This window comes from Saccharothrix hoggarensis (assembly GCF_052936025.1).
The window spans coordinates 3,752,914-3,766,098 of record NZ_CP193624.1 but is presented as its reverse complement, the minus strand read 5'-3'; the positions used below and the strand labels follow the sequence as shown (position 1 = coordinate 3,766,098).

General features: G+C 74.2%; 14 protein-coding genes. 9 read left to right on the top strand and 5 right to left on the bottom strand.

Translation table 11 applies throughout. From position 1 onward, the window contains the following. Nucleotides 1-3: 3 nt before the first annotated feature. Nucleotides 4-606 carry a DUF6886 family protein gene (locus ACRAKH_RS17285; RefSeq protein ID WP_380718476.1) on the bottom strand — a complete coding sequence of 201 codons (603 nt, stop codon included), beginning with the start codon at nt 604-606 and terminating at the stop codon, nt 4-6. Between the two features lie 399 nt (nt 607-1,005). Beyond that, nucleotides 1,006-1,443: an Hsp20/alpha crystallin family protein gene (locus ACRAKH_RS17280; protein WP_380718474.1), complete on the bottom strand. Its 438-nt coding sequence runs from the start codon at nt 1,441-1,443 to the stop codon at nt 1,006-1,008. A 100-nt stretch (nt 1,444-1,543) separates the two neighbouring features. Here ACRAKH_RS17280 and ACRAKH_RS17275 point away from each other — a divergent pair, with 100 nt between their 5' ends. Then, entirely contained in the window at nt 1,544-2,170 is a 627-nt protein-coding gene (locus ACRAKH_RS17275; RefSeq protein ID WP_380718472.1) for an HSP18 transcriptional regulator, read from the top strand. Between the two features lie 276 nt (nt 2,171-2,446). Here the strand turns inward: ACRAKH_RS17275 and ACRAKH_RS17270 are convergent, their stop codons facing one another. Then, the gene (locus tag ACRAKH_RS17270; protein WP_380718470.1) at nt 2,447-3,367 is read right to left on the bottom strand and encodes a S66 peptidase family protein; all 921 of its coding nucleotides are present in this window, start codon (nt 3,365-3,367) and stop codon (nt 2,447-2,449) included. Next, nucleotides 3,364-5,277: a prolyl oligopeptidase family serine peptidase gene (locus tag ACRAKH_RS17265; RefSeq protein ID WP_380718468.1), complete on the bottom strand. Its 1,914-nt coding sequence runs from the start codon at nt 5,275-5,277 to the stop codon at nt 3,364-3,366. The genes ACRAKH_RS17270 and ACRAKH_RS17265 overlap by 4 nt, the downstream gene beginning before the upstream one ends. Before the next feature lie 112 nt (nt 5,278-5,389). On the opposite strand from ACRAKH_RS17265, the gene ACRAKH_RS17260 reads away from it, so the two are divergent. The 8 genes from ACRAKH_RS17260 to ACRAKH_RS17225 all read left to right on the top strand — a co-directional run bounded on the left by ACRAKH_RS17260 (nt 5,390) and on the right by ACRAKH_RS17225 (nt 11,679). Beyond that, nucleotides 5,390-5,956 carry a DUF3090 domain-containing protein gene (locus tag ACRAKH_RS17260; protein ID WP_380718466.1) on the top strand — a complete coding sequence of 189 codons (567 nt, stop codon included), beginning with the start codon at nt 5,390-5,392 and terminating at the stop codon, nt 5,954-5,956. A gap of 7 nt (nt 5,957-5,963) precedes the next feature. Then, nucleotides 5,964-6,767: an SCO1664 family protein gene (locus ACRAKH_RS17255; RefSeq protein ID WP_380718464.1), complete on the top strand. Its 804-nt coding sequence runs from the start codon at nt 5,964-5,966 to the stop codon at nt 6,765-6,767. Nucleotides 6,768-6,830: 63 nt separating this feature from the next. Continuing rightward, nucleotides 6,831-7,307 carry a GNAT family N-acetyltransferase gene (locus tag ACRAKH_RS17250; protein WP_380718462.1) on the top strand — a complete coding sequence of 159 codons (477 nt, stop codon included), beginning with the start codon at nt 6,831-6,833 and terminating at the stop codon, nt 7,305-7,307. Then, nucleotides 7,304-8,107: an aminoglycoside phosphotransferase family protein gene (locus ACRAKH_RS17245; protein WP_380718460.1), complete on the top strand. Its 804-nt coding sequence runs from the start codon at nt 7,304-7,306 to the stop codon at nt 8,105-8,107. The genes ACRAKH_RS17250 and ACRAKH_RS17245 overlap by 4 nt, the downstream gene beginning before the upstream one ends. Nucleotides 8,108-8,146: 39 nt before the next feature. Beyond that, complete coding sequence (locus ACRAKH_RS17240) at nt 8,147-8,956, top strand: DUF3097 domain-containing protein (protein WP_380718458.1); 810 nt, start codon at nt 8,147-8,149, stop codon at nt 8,954-8,956. Between the two features lie 39 nt (nt 8,957-8,995). Then, nucleotides 8,996-9,421 carry an NfeD family protein gene (locus ACRAKH_RS17235; protein WP_380718456.1) on the top strand — a complete coding sequence of 142 codons (426 nt, stop codon included), beginning with the start codon at nt 8,996-8,998 and terminating at the stop codon, nt 9,419-9,421. 69 nt (nt 9,422-9,490) lie between these two features. Next, the gene (locus tag ACRAKH_RS17230) at nt 9,491-10,660 is read left to right on the top strand and encodes an SPFH domain-containing protein (RefSeq protein WP_380718663.1); all 1,170 of its coding nucleotides are present in this window, start codon (nt 9,491-9,493) and stop codon (nt 10,658-10,660) included. 143 nt (nt 10,661-10,803) lie between these two features. Further along, on the top strand, nt 10,804-11,679 hold the full coding sequence (locus tag ACRAKH_RS17225; protein ID WP_380718454.1) for a hypothetical protein: 876 nt from the start codon (nt 10,804-10,806) through the stop codon (nt 11,677-11,679). A gap of 83 nt (nt 11,680-11,762) precedes the next feature. Here ACRAKH_RS17225 and ACRAKH_RS17220 read toward each other — a convergent pair whose 3' ends face one another. Next, entirely contained in the window at nt 11,763-13,139 is a 1,377-nt protein-coding gene (locus ACRAKH_RS17220; RefSeq protein WP_380718452.1) for an amidase, read from the bottom strand. Nucleotides 13,140-13,185 lie beyond the last annotated feature (46 nt).

Sequence of the window (13,185 nt, the reverse complement as noted above, 5' to 3'; positions counted from 1 at the left end):
GCGTCAGGCCGGTTCGGGTCCTGCCCCCGGCCCCGCTCCTGGCCTTCGTTCCGGTTCGGCTTCAGGTTTCGGTGCGGCTTCAGGTTCCGGTTCCGGCAGGGCGTTGCGCAGCCGGATGCCGCTGAAGCCCAACGTCGTGGCCACCACCCGTCGCCAGAAGGGCCACAGGTTCGCCACCACCCTCAGCTCGATCCCGGCTCGCTCGTGCAGTTCGAGGAGGTCGCCGACCGCCACCGGCTCGCCGAGCGGTTCGACGGGTTCGGTCGCCACGTGCGCGTTGGGCGGCTCGCCGAACGGCCGGAACGACCGGGCGTCGAACCGGTACGCGTACAGCCGCACCGCCTGCACCCGGCGCAACCAGCCGTACTCGATGACGTGCACCCGCTCGGCGCCCAGCCACGCCCGGTCCTCGGCGCTCGTGGTGGGCTCGACCCACGTCATCGCGCGCGGGCACTGGCGCGGGAACCAGTAGTCGGGCGCCCGCCCGTGGTCCACCGCCCACACGTACGCCTCGGGCTGCCGCGCGGTCGCCGCCACGTGCGGTTCGAAACGGCTGATCGTCGGGTCTTCGGAGAAGTGGAGCACTTCCCCCGGCGCCGGTCGCATGACCGCCGATCCTCTCGAAGATCGGCCCGCGCGGGCCACCCGGTTTCCGCCAGGGCCGCACCCCGCCATCACGACCGGTCCCGACCCTGACAGTCTCAGCCGGTGCTCGGTCTCGACCGCCAGGACGAAGCGCCCGTCGACCGGCACGGCTGCTCGTGGTCGCTAGGCGGTGGTTGCTAGGCGGTGTTGACGACGTGTGCGGTGTTCTCGCGGACCTGCCCCGTGGTGCGCTGCCGGCGAGGACGACGGAGGGCTTGTCGTCGGTTGTCGTTCGTCGGTTGTCGTTCGTCGGTTGTCGTTCGTCGGTTGTCGTTCGTCGGTTGTCGTTCGTCGGGCGACGTGCACCGGGCCTACCAGCCGTAGACCCGGCGCACATCCGGTATCCGACGGCGCGAGGCGTCAGGCGTTGATTTCCTTCGGGGTGCCGTCGGTCTGGCCAATGGCGATCTTGCGCGGCTTCGCCTTCTCGGCGATCGGGATGCGCAGCGTCAGCACGCCGGAGTCGTAGTCGGCCTTGATCCGGTCGACGTCGAGCGAGTCGCCGAGGAACAGCTGGCGGGAGAACACGCCGAGCGGCCGCTCGGAGAGCTGCATCTCGACCTCGTCGGAGGTCCGGTTCGGGCGCCGCTCGGCCTTGACGGTGAGCACGTTGCGCTCCACGTCCAGGTCGATCGCGTCCGGCGTGACACCGGGCAGGTCGAACTCGACCACGAACTCGTCCCCGGCGCGGTAGGCGTCCATCGGCATGGGCGTGGGCCGCGACCAGGTGCCGGGTCCGCTGAAGAACTGCTGCGCCAACCGGTCCAGCTCGCGGAACGGGTCCGTGCGCATCAACATCGGGAACACCTCCTGTTGGTCGGGTCAATGCGCTGCGACACCATTTCTACCACGTCGTCACAAGGTTGACAAGACCTTTCGTCATCGGTAGGTTGACGTCATGGCGATCGGAGATTACGAGACCGTCCGCGAGGCGGCCACCGGAGACGACCTCAGTGCCGGGCAGGTGCTGTCCGCGCTGGTCCTCCTGCGGCGGCTGCGCGAGGAGCTGGCCGGGTGGGAACCGCAGCTGATCGCCGCGGCGCGCGAGTTGGGCACCAGCTGGGCCGAGCTCGCGCCCGCGCTCGGGGTGGCCAGTCGGCAGGCCGCCGAGCGCCGGTACCTGAGGTTGCGGCCGTCGGAGCTGGGCTCGACGGCCGAGGGGCGGGTGCGGGCGGAGCGGGACAGGCGCGCCGCCGACCGCGCGGTGTCGCAGTGGGCGCGTGACAACGCCGCGTCCCTGCGCAGCCTGGCCGGGCAGGTCGGCCGGGTGGACGTGGTGGTGCGGCAGGCGTTGGCGGAGGACGACGCCGTGGCGCTGCTGGAGCCGTTGAAGGCGGCGCTGGCCAGGATTCGCGCGACCGACCCGGGGTTGGCCGAGGAGATCCAGGCGGTCAACGACCGGACGGAGGAGGTGCGGCGCGACACCCACACGACGCGCAGCAACGGCAACCCGCCGCTCGGCAGGCCGCTTGACCAGCCACTCGACCCGGCGGCGCCGGACGACAGGCAAGCCCCTGGGCGGTAACCCGCCTCCGCGAGCGACGGCCGAACCGGCGTGGAGGCGCGACCGGTCCTGCGGCAGGACGTCAACGCGACGGGCCGGGGCGCCAAGGCGGCAGCCCTCGGTCGGCATGCGAGGCACGGCGTCGTGACGACATGAACGCGGCCTGCGCACGGCGGCGGTGCACAGCGGTGACCGCTACGGCGGTGGTCGCGTCAACACCGTGGCGGGTCAGGCCGCAGGTCGGTGACGTCAGGCAGGGTCGGCGCGCCGGGGCCAGTGGCGTGGGGGCATGACCGGTCAGCCGGTCGTGGTCACCGCGCCGGTGGTGCCGTCGATCGTGGTCGGCACGCCGAGGGGCACGGTGAGCTGGGCGGCGCAGTGGCCGAAGGCGACGTCGGCGACGATCGGCACACCGAGTCCGCCGAGGCGGTCGGCGAGCACGGTGGACGCGTCGCCGCAGCCGACCCACGAGCCGAGGACGATCCCGGCGACCCGGTCGAACCAGCCGGACCGCAGGAGGTCGGTGAGCATCCGGTCGAGCCGGTAGGGCTCCTCGTTGACGTCTTCCAGCAGGACGATCGCGCCGTCCGGCGGCGGGACGCGGGCGTCGAGCAGGCTGACGTTCCCGCCCACCGCGACGCCGCGGGCCACTCCGGGGACCAGGCCGACGCCGGCGTAGGACGTGACGCCGGTGAACAGGGCGTCGCGGAGGTGGTCGCGGGCGGCGGCGTCCTCCACGAACGCCCTGGTGCCGATCATGGGCCCGAACCAGGTGGGGATGCCGAGGTGCCAGAAGCGGTCGTGCAGGACCGTCGTGTCGCTGGAGCCGACGAACACCTTCCGGTGGGCGGCGACGGCGGTCCAGTCGACCAGGTCGACCATGCGCAGGCTGCCGTACCCGCCGCGCGCGCAGAGGACCCCGTCCGTGTCCGGGTCCAGCCAGGCCTGCTCGAAGGACCGGGCGCGGTCGGCGTCGGCGCCGGCGAGGTAGGGCAGCGTCGGGTGGGTGTCGAGGGCGTTCGGGGCGACCCGCACGTCCAAGCCCCACTTGCGCAGCCACGCCACGCCGGCGTCGAGGAGCTCGGCGGGGCACGGACCGGCCGGGCTGACCACGGTGACCCGGTCGCCCGGCCTCAGCAGCGGCGGACGCGCCGCGGGGTCCGCGCCCTGCCCGGACGGGCGGGTCCGGGCAGGGCCGGGCGCGGACCCGGCTGTCACCGGCGCAGTTCCAGGACCGGGACGCCGTCGGGGGTGAAGCCGAAGACCTGGCCGTAGAACGACAGCTCGGCCTCCAGCGCGGCGACGATGGTCTCCGCCTTGCGGAACCCGTGCTGCTCGCCCTCGAACGTCAGGTAGGCGTGCGGGATGCCGCTGCCGTCCAGCGCGGTGGCGAAGCGGGCGGCCTGCTCGGGCGGGCAGATCTCGTCCTCGAGGCCCTGCAGCAGCAGCACCGGACCGGCGAGCCGGTCGACCCGGTTCGACGGCGACCGCTCGGCGTAGCGGTCGGCGGCCTCCGGCCAGGGACCGACCAGGCCTTCCACGTACCGGGACTCGAAGTCGTGGGTCTCGCCGCCCTCGCCGGTCCACCCGGCCAGGTCCAGGATCGGGTACGCGACCATCCCGCACCGGTAGGTCTTCACCGACGTCAGCGACGCCGCCGACGTCCACCCGCCGGCGCTGCCGCCGCGGATCCCGAGCCGGGCGCCGTCGGCGGAACCCTCGTCGGCGAGGGCCTGGGCGACGGCGGCGCAGTCGTTGACGTCGACCACGCCCCACTGCTCGCGCAGCCGTTCCCGGAACGCCCGCCCGTAGCCGGTGGAGCCGCCGTAGTTGACCGCGACCACGCCGATGCCGCGGCTGGTGAAGTACGCCAGGTCGAGGTTCACGACCGCGGCGACGCGGCTGGTGGGCCCGCCGTGGACGTGCACGACGTACGGCGGCTTCTCGTCGGCGGGCCCGGCGAAGTCCGGGTTGCGCGGCGGGTAGACGTAGGCGGGGACGTCGCCGTCGGGTCCGCGGAACACCCGCTCCTCGGGCACCGGCAGGTAGTCCACCGGCAGCGGGGACTCCGCGGACGTGTGCTCGGTCAGCACCCCGGTGGACAGGTCCAGCGACACCACGGCGGACTCGGTGAGCGGACCGGCCGCGCCGCTGACCACGACACCGTCCTGCACGGCGAGGTGCGCGCGCCACACGGGCAGGTCCACGTCGACGTCGGTGACGGTGCCGCTGCGCTCGTCGAGCACGGCGAGCGCGCCGGACCGCAGCACGGCGTACCGGCCGGGGCCGATCGCGGCGAACCACCGGTTGCCCAGCTGCCACATGGGGCCGCCGAGCTCGTCGGCGCACGGCGCGAGGTTCTTCGACGTGCCGTCCAGCCCGATGCGGTACAGGTTCCACCAGCCGTCGGGGTCGGTGAGGGCGAGCAGCGAGTCACCCTCCCACTCGACCTGGCACACGGCCTCGGACTCGCCGCCGGCGAGGACGCGGTGCTCGGACGACCCGACCTCGGCGACGCACAGCTCGGTGCCGTCCCACGGCATGCGCGGGTGGTCCCAGCCGATCCACGCGTAGTGGCGGCCGTCGGGCGAGAGCCGCGGCCCGGTCATGAAGTGGTGGCTGGCCGCCAGCACGCGCACCGGCGAGCCGTCCAGCGGCAGGGCGACGAGTTCGCGGCGGACGTCGGTGCGGGCGTCGCCGGTCACGGTCTCGCGCACGCACCACACCTCGGCGTGGCCGGGCCCGGCGGTGAGGTCGGCGTAGCGGTAGCCGTGGCGCCGTTCCGGCTCGGGGCTCAGCGGCACGGGGCGCGGGTCGTCGGGGTCGAACACGTAGACGCGTTGGTCGTCCCAGTTCGTGAACGCCACGCGCGTCCCCGAAGGCGTGTCCAACACCACCCAGGGCCGCCCGCCGTACTCGTGGACGCGGTTGCGCACGTTCCACGGGGGCGGCAGCAGGTCCTCGCCGTCGCGCACCAGCGCGACCCGGCCGCCCTCGGCGGGGCGTCCCTCGGCCCACCACGGGCGACCGTTGTGCAGGTCGACCCAGTGCAGGCCCCCGCCGGCCGCGGCGGCGTCTGCCGCGCCGATGGGCGATGTCCACGTTCCGTACGGTGCGATCTTCACCACGCGGCGACCCTATCGGTGCGTCCGGGGCCCGGGCAGCGCCGATCGACGGAGATGACGTTAACCCGGGGCAGGGCTGCCGATCTTGCTCGCGTGGCCTAGGGTCGTCGTTGTCATGGCACGCGTCATCCACGTATTCCGCCAGCCCGACCGGTTCGTCGCCGGCACAGTCGGGCAGCCTGGCGAGCGCACGTTCTACCTCCAGGCCTCCGAGGAGGCCCGGCTGGTCAGCGTGGCGCTGGAGAAGCAACAGGTCGCCGTACTCGCCGAGCGCATCGGCTCGCTGCTGGAGGAGGTGCACCGGCGGTTCGGCGCGGAGGTCCCCGACGTGGTCCCCGACGACCTCCGGGACACCGAACCGCTCGCGGTGCCGGTCGAGGAGGAGTTCAAGGTCGGCACGATGGGGCTGGGCTGGGACGCCGAGTCCCGCGCGGTCGTCATCGAACTGCTCGCGATCACCGAGGAGGAGGTCGACGAGGCGGTCGTCCTCGACGACACCGAGGAGGGCCCGGACGCGGTCCGGGTGTTCCTGAGCCCGGTGGAGGCGCGGGCGTTCGCCGAGCGCGCCGACCGGGTGGTGCGCGCGGGCCGCAAGCCGTGTCCGCTGTGCGCGGAGCCGCTGGACCCGGACGGGCACGTCTGCCCGCGGCAGAACGGCTACCGACGCTCGGAAGAGGGCTGAGCGGGACGTGGGGCCGGGCGACGACGGGGTACTCGACTTACTGGAGCGCGGTCGCATCGAGGTCGAGGGTCGACTCGTGGACGCGTCGAACGCGACGCTGTTCTGCGGCATCAGCCTGGACGGTGTGAGCGCGCAGTGCGTCTACAAGCCGGTGCGCGGCGAGCGGCCGTTGTGGGACTTCCCCGACGGCACGCTGGCGGGCCGCGAGGTGGCGACGTACCTGGTGTCGGAGGCGGCGGGGCTGCACCTGGTGCCGCCGACGGTGCTGCGGGCGGGGCCGTTCGGCCCCGGCATGGTGCAGCTGTGGGTGGAGACCCGCGAGGACGACGACCTGGTGGACATCGTGCCGGTGGACCAGGTGCGGCCGGGGTGGCGTTCGGTGCTGCGGGCGCACGACCGGTACGGGGAGCCGGCGGTGCTGGTGCACGCCGACCACCCGCGGGTGCGGCTGATGGCGGTGTTCGACGTGGTGGTGAACAACGCCGACCGCAAGGGCGGGCACGTGCTGCACTCGGTGGACGGCGGCGTGTACGGGGTGGACCACGGGATCTGCCTGCACGCGGACGGCAAGCTGCGCACGGTGCTGTGGGGATGGTTGGGCGAGGAGCTGCCGGAGGAGGCCGTGGCGGCGCTGGGGCGGCTGCGGTCGTGCCTGGACGGCGGCGCGGGCGACCTGGGCGAGCGGCTGCACGAGCACCTGACGCGCGCGGAGGTGCGGGCGCTGACCGAGCGGGTGGAGAAGCTGCTGGCGGCGGGCGTGTACCCGGAGCCGTCGAACGACTGGCCGGCGATCCCGTGGCCGGCGTTCTGACCGGCTGAATCGCCCGGGTGGGGGATCTTCTGACAGCCGGGGTGCGTGCGGTGTACTAGCGGCGTGGACGTCGAACTGCGCGAGGTGACAGCGGCCGACGTGCTGGTGTTCTTCGAGCACCAGCGCGATCCGGAGGCCGTGCGGATGGCCGCGTTCACCTCGGCGGACCCGGACGACCGGGCGGCGTTCCTGGTGCGGTGGGCGCGCATCCTGGCCGACGAGTCGACGGTGACGCGCACGGTGGTGTTCGACGGCCAGGTGGTGGGGCACATCGGCAGGTTCACCCAGTTCGGTGAACCCGAGGTGACCTACTGGATCGACCGCGAGCACTGGGGGAAGGGATTGGCGACGGCGGCGTTGCGGTTGTTCCTGGACGACGACCCGGTGCGGCCGCTGTTCGCGCGGACCGCGGTGGACAACGTGGGGTCGCTGCGGGTGCTGGCCAAGTGCGGGTTCGTCGCGGTCGGCGAGGACGTGGGGTACGCGGAGGGGCGGGGCGAGGACGTGGAGGAGTTCATCCTCCGGTTGGACGAGCGGTGACGGCGACGCTGGAGCACCGCATGGTGCGGCGGTTCGGCGAGGGGGTGCGCGGGTGGCTGGACGCGCTGCCGTCGCTGGTGGAGGGCTTGGCCCGGGACTGGGGCCTGGAGGTGGTGCGGCCGTTCTCCGGCGGCACGTCGCACACGCTGCTGTGCGAGCGCGCCGGTGAGCCGGTCGTGCTGAAGGTGACGCCGGAGCCGGCGATCGCGGCGCAGGAGGACGCGGCGCTGCGGGCGTGGGAGCCGTCGCCGCGGATGGTGCGGGTGCTGGAGGCCGATCCGGCGCGCGGCGCGCTACTGCTGGAGGGCTTGGTGCCGGGCACGCCCGCGTCCGACGGTCCGGAGCTGATCGACGTGCTGCGCGCGCTGCACATCCCGCCGCCGGACGGTTTCCCGCCGTTGGCGGAGCGGGTCGACTTCATCTTCGGCGCGCTGCGCGCCCGTCACCCGGGCGACCACGACGCGGCGCACGAGAAGGCGGCGCGGCTGGCCCGTGACCGGGTGCCGGCGACGTTGCTGCACGGCGACCTGCACCTGCGGAACGTGCTGGACGCGGGCCCGCGGGGGCTGGTGGCGATCGACCCGCGGCCGTGCGTGGGCGACCCGGCGTCGGACGCGGTCGACTTCGCCTACGCCTCGCCGGACCTGCGGGAGGGCATCGAGCGGATGTCCGCGGTGGTGGACGGCGACCGGTTGGCGGCGTGGTGCGAGGTGTTCGCCGCGTTCTTCCCCGACCACCCGGCCAACCGCCCGCCCGGCGACCAGTCCGGCGACCTGTCCGGCGCGGACCGCACGGCGTAGCCGCGCCCGGCCGGGGTCGGGGCGGTAACGTCGCCGGCCGTGCGATCACACGACTACGGCCGCGACGTGCTGTCGGGCCGCAAGCGCAAGACGGTGCCCGAGGTGGTGGCCGAGGTCGGCCTGGTGGTGGAGGACCCGGCGTCGGGGTTCTGCGGCGCGGTGGTGCGGTTCGAGCACGGGCAGGTGGTGCTGGAGGACCGGCACGGCCGGCACCGGCTGTTCCCGCTGCGCCCGGCGGGGTTCCTGGTGGACGGTCAGCCGGCGACGCTGGTGCGCCCGGCCCCGGCCGCCGCGAAGCCCGCGCGCACCGCGTCCGGGTCGGTGCGGGTGGAGGGCCTGCGGGCCCGCACGGCCCGCGACAGCCGGATCTGGGTGGAGGGCCTGCACGACGCGGAGCTCGTGGAACGGGTCTGGGGGCACGACCTGCGCGTCGAGGGCGTCGTGGTGGAGCCGCTGGACGGCGTGGACGTGCTCGCCGACCGGATCGCCGAGTTCGGCACCGGGCCGGGACGGCGGCTGGGCGTGCTGGTGGACCACCTGGTGCCGGGCAGCAAGGAGTCGCGCCTGGTGGAGGGCGTGCGCGACCCGCACGTGCTGGTGACGGGCCACCCGTACGTCGACGTGTGGCAGGCGGTGAAGCCGGCGTCGGTGGGCATCGAGGCGTGGCCGGTGGTGCCGCGCGGCGTGCCGTGGAAGGAGGGGGTGTGCGCGGCGCTGGGCTGGGGTGAGCCGTACGAGGGGTGGCGGCGGGTGCTGGCCGGCGTGTCGGGGTTCCGGGACCTGGAGACGCCCCTGATCGGCGCGGTCGAGCGGTTGATCGACTTCGTGACGGACCCCGCGTCGGGCTGAAACCCCCCGCCCCGGCGCGCCGGGTGGGAGGATGGGGGTGTGGCCGCGCTGATCTGGTTGGTCCTCGGTGTCGTCCTGGTGGCGGCCGAGATCCTCTCGGGCGACTTCGTGCTGGTCATGCTCGGTCTGGCCGCGTTCGGCGCGGCGGGCGCGTCGGTGCTGGGCGCGGACGTGGTGGTCAGCGCGATCGTGTTCGGGATCGTGTCGCTGGGGCTGGTGGTGGGCGCGCGGCCCGCGATCAGGCGCCGGATGGCGCTGGGCCAGGGCCACAAGTCCGGCGTGGAGGCCCTGGTGGGCAGCACGGCCGTCGTCGTGTCCACTGTGGACGGACATGGCGGTAGGGTGCGGATCGGTGGCGAGGTGTGGTCGGCGCGGTCGTTGGACCGCGAGGTCATCGAGCCCGGCGCCGAAGTCACTGTTGTCGAGATCTCGGGCGCGACCGCAGTGGTGCTGTCCGGGGCCTGAGTGGAGGCTGGAGAGTTGACCACCACGCTGATCGTCATCGCGGTCCTGGTGCTGTTCGTGCTCATCGTCATGGTGAAGTCGGTGCTGGTGATCCCGCAGGCCACGGCCGCGGTGATCGAGCGGCTGGGCCGCTACCGCACGACCGCCGCGCCGGGGTTGAACATCCTGGTGCCGTTCTTCGACCGGGTCCGGGCCCGCATCGACCTGCGCGAGCAGGTGGTGTCGTTCCCGCCGCAGCCGGTGATCACCCAGGACAACCTCACGGTGTCGATCGACACCGTCGTGTACTTCCAGGTGACGGACCCGCGCGCGGCGGTGTACGAGATCTCGAACTACATCGTGGGTGTCGAGCAGTTGGCGACCACGACGCTGCGCAACCTGGTGGGCGGGATGAGCCTGGAGGAGACGCTGACCTCCCGCGACCAGATCAACAACCAGCTGCGCGGGGTGCTGGACGAGGCCACCGGGCGGTGGGGCATCCGGGTGGCGCGGGTCGAGCTGAAGGCGATCGACCCGCCGCCGTCGATCCAGGACTCGATGGAGAAGCAGATGCGCGCGGACCGGGAGAAGCGCGCGATGATCCTCAACGCGGAGGGCCAGCGGGAGGCGGCGATCAAGTCCGCGGAGGGTCAGAAGCAGGCGCAGATCCTGTCGGCGGAGGGCGCGAAGCAGGCGGCGATCCTGACCGCGGAGGCCGAGCGCCAGTCGGCGATCCTGCGGGCGCAGGGCGAGCGGGCGGCGCGGTACCTGCAGGCGCAGGGTCAGGCGAAGGCGATCGAGAAGGTGTTCGCGGCGATCAAGGCGGGCAAGCCGACGCCGGAGGTGCTGGCCTACCAGTACCTGCAGACGTTGCCGCAGATGGCGCAGGGCGACGCGAACAAGGTGTGGCTGGTGCCGTCGGACTACGGCAAGGCGTTGGAGGGCTTCGCGAAGATGCTGGGCGCGCCGGGCGAGGACGGCGTGTTCCGCTACGAGCCGCCCGCCTACGAGCAGCCGACGACGTCCGCGCCGGAGGAGGACGACCCGGCGGTGGCCGAGTGGTTCGACACGGCGCCGGACCCGGCGGTGGCGGAGGCGGTGCGCGCGGCGGAGGCCGTGGCGCGCAAGGAGGTGCCCAGCCCGCTGGGCCAGAGCCCGTTGTCGCCGGGTGCGTCGGCGCCGGATTCGTTGGGTCAGGGGCCGGTCGCGCGCGAGGTGGGTGCCGGGGAGGCGGAGCCGCCGCGCTCGTTGCACGAGTGACGCGGTGCGAGTGATCTTGGACGCAGTGCGGGGGGCGTCGGCGTGGTCGCCGGCGCCCTTCGGCGTGTTCGGGGTGGTCGGGGCGGCTGCGGGTGGCCCGGTGGGTCTCGTGGTGGCGGGCCGGTGTGCGGTTGGATGTCGCGGTGGAAGCCTTACCCGGTCGTGTGGCGGCAGCGCTGGCCCGTGTCGACGTCCCGTGGACGGCGCGGTGGGACGAGTTGGCGGCGGTGGTGGCCGACCTGTCCGGGCTGGTGCGGGGCGGTCCGGGCGCGCGGGACGTGGCGCGGGAGCTGGCCGAGGTGCTGGTGGCGGCGGCGCAGGGCGGTGAGCACCGGGCGGAGTTGGCCGGGTTGGTGGACCGGGTGCTGGACCTGCACGCGGTGGCGTGCCTGGCGGAGCCGCCGGACGGGCGTGAGCTTGCGGCGTGGCTGCTGTGGTTGCAGACGGGGTTCGCCGAGCCGCCGGAGGTGCGGTTGGCGCCGTACGCGGCGGTGTTGGGCGAGGACGGGCTGGCGTCCTACCGGGCGGAGGCGGTGGCGCGGTTCGAGCGGCTGCCGGTGATCGGGTTCGGCGAGACCGGCCGGTACGACCGGCAGCGGTGGGCGTTGCTGCGGGTGATGGAGGAGCTGGCCGAGCACACCGGTGACGTGGACCTGCAGGTGGCGGTGCTGGCGAAGGACCTGTCGTCGGGCTGGCAGTACCTGCGGGTGGCGACGGCGCTGCGGGACGCGGGCCGGTCGGCGGACGTGGTGGAGTGGGTGCGGCGGGGGCTGGTGGCGACGGGCGGCCGCGGCGCGGCGACCCGGTTGGTGGACCTGGGCGTGGACGAGTGCCTGCGGTCGGGGTGGGGGCGGGAGGCGGTGGAGCTGCGGCGGGACGCGTTCCTGGCCCACCCGACGGTGGAGGCGTACACGCGGTTGCGGGCCGTGGCGTCGGGTGACTGGCCCGCCGTGCGCGACGAGGTGCTGGCACGGGCGGGTGACGGCGCGGCGGAGGTGCTGCGGCAGGTCCCCGAGTAGCCCGACCGCGATCCCAACCCGCAGGACCCACCCCGCACGGCCGGGGGCGTCGGTCCGGTGGAGCGTTCGAGGGCGGCGGTTGGTCAGCTGTAGGCGGGTGGGCGGCGGTCGGCCCAGGGGCGGGCGCGTTCGAGTTGGCCCGCGGCGGCCAGGACGGTGTGGTGGTCGTCGCGGCGGCCGACGAGCTGCACGGCCAGGGGCAGGCCGGTGCGGGTGTGGCCGGAGGGGACGGCGGCGGCGGGGTTGCCGGTGATGTTCCACAGGGGCAGGAACGTGGTCATGCGGGCGGCGGCGAGCAGGGCGGCGACGGTGGGGCGTCGGTTCCACTCGCCGACGCGCAGGGGCGGGCGGGTGAGCACGGGGGTGAGCAGGAGGTCGTGCTCGTCGAAGATCCGGTCGGCGCGTCGGGTGAGCTTGGCGGTGTGGGCGAGCGCGGTGCGCACGGCGCTCGCGGGCAGGGACCGGCCGAGGGTGGCGACGGCGCGGGTGCGGGCGTCGAGCCGGTCGGGTCGGTCGAGCTGCTGCTCGGTGGTGGCGGCGCTGTGCAGGTAGCGGGCGGCGAACCCGGCGGGTCCGCTGATGTCGTGCAGCTCGGGGTCGAGGCGGGTGACGTCGTGGCCGAGGTCGGTGAGCAGGGCGGCGGTGTCGAGGACGGCGTCGCGGACCTCGGGGTCGACGGGGATGCCGGGCCCCCAGGTGCGCAGCGACACGGCGACGCGCAGGGCGCGGGTGTCGGTGACGGCGGCGGTGTGGTCGGTGTCGGGTGCGAGGACGTCGAGGAGCAGGGCGGCGTCGGCGACGTGCCGGGTGATGGGTCCGGCGGCGACCAGGCCGTGCCAGACATCGCGGTCGGGGGCGAGCGGCACGTGGTCGCGTTGGGGTTTGAGGCCGAACAGGCCGGTGCAGGCGGAGGGGATGCGGACGGAGCCCGCGCCGTCGGTGCCGATGGCGGCGCCGACGAGGCCCGCGGCGACGGCGGCGGCCGACCCGCCGCTGGACCCGCCGGGCGAGTGGTCGGGTGACCAGGGGTTGCGGGTGGCGCCGGCCCAGGACGATTCGGTGTGGGGCCAGAGGCCGAGTTCGGGCATGCGGGTGCGGCCGACGATGACGGCTCCGGCGTCGCGCAGGCGGCGGACGATCTCGGAGTCGGCGGGCGCGGGGGTGTCGACGGCGGCGGTGCCCTTGGTGGTGGGCAGGCCGGCGATGGCGAGGTCTTCCTTGACGGCGACGGGCACGCCGAGCAGGGGCGCGTCCTCGCCGCGGGCGCGGCGGGCGTCGGCGTGGTCGGCGTCGGCGAGGGCGCGTTCGGTGAACACGAGCCGGAACGCGTTGAGGCTCCGGTCGTGCCGGTCGATGCGGCGCAGGCACTCGGCGACGAGGTCGCGCGAGGTGAGCGCGCCGGACCGCAGCAGGTCGGCCTGTCGGGCGGCGCCCGCGAAGCACGCGTCGGTCAGGTCCATGGGTTCGGACTCTAGGGCAGGACGGGGCCGGTGATCAGGTGGCGCG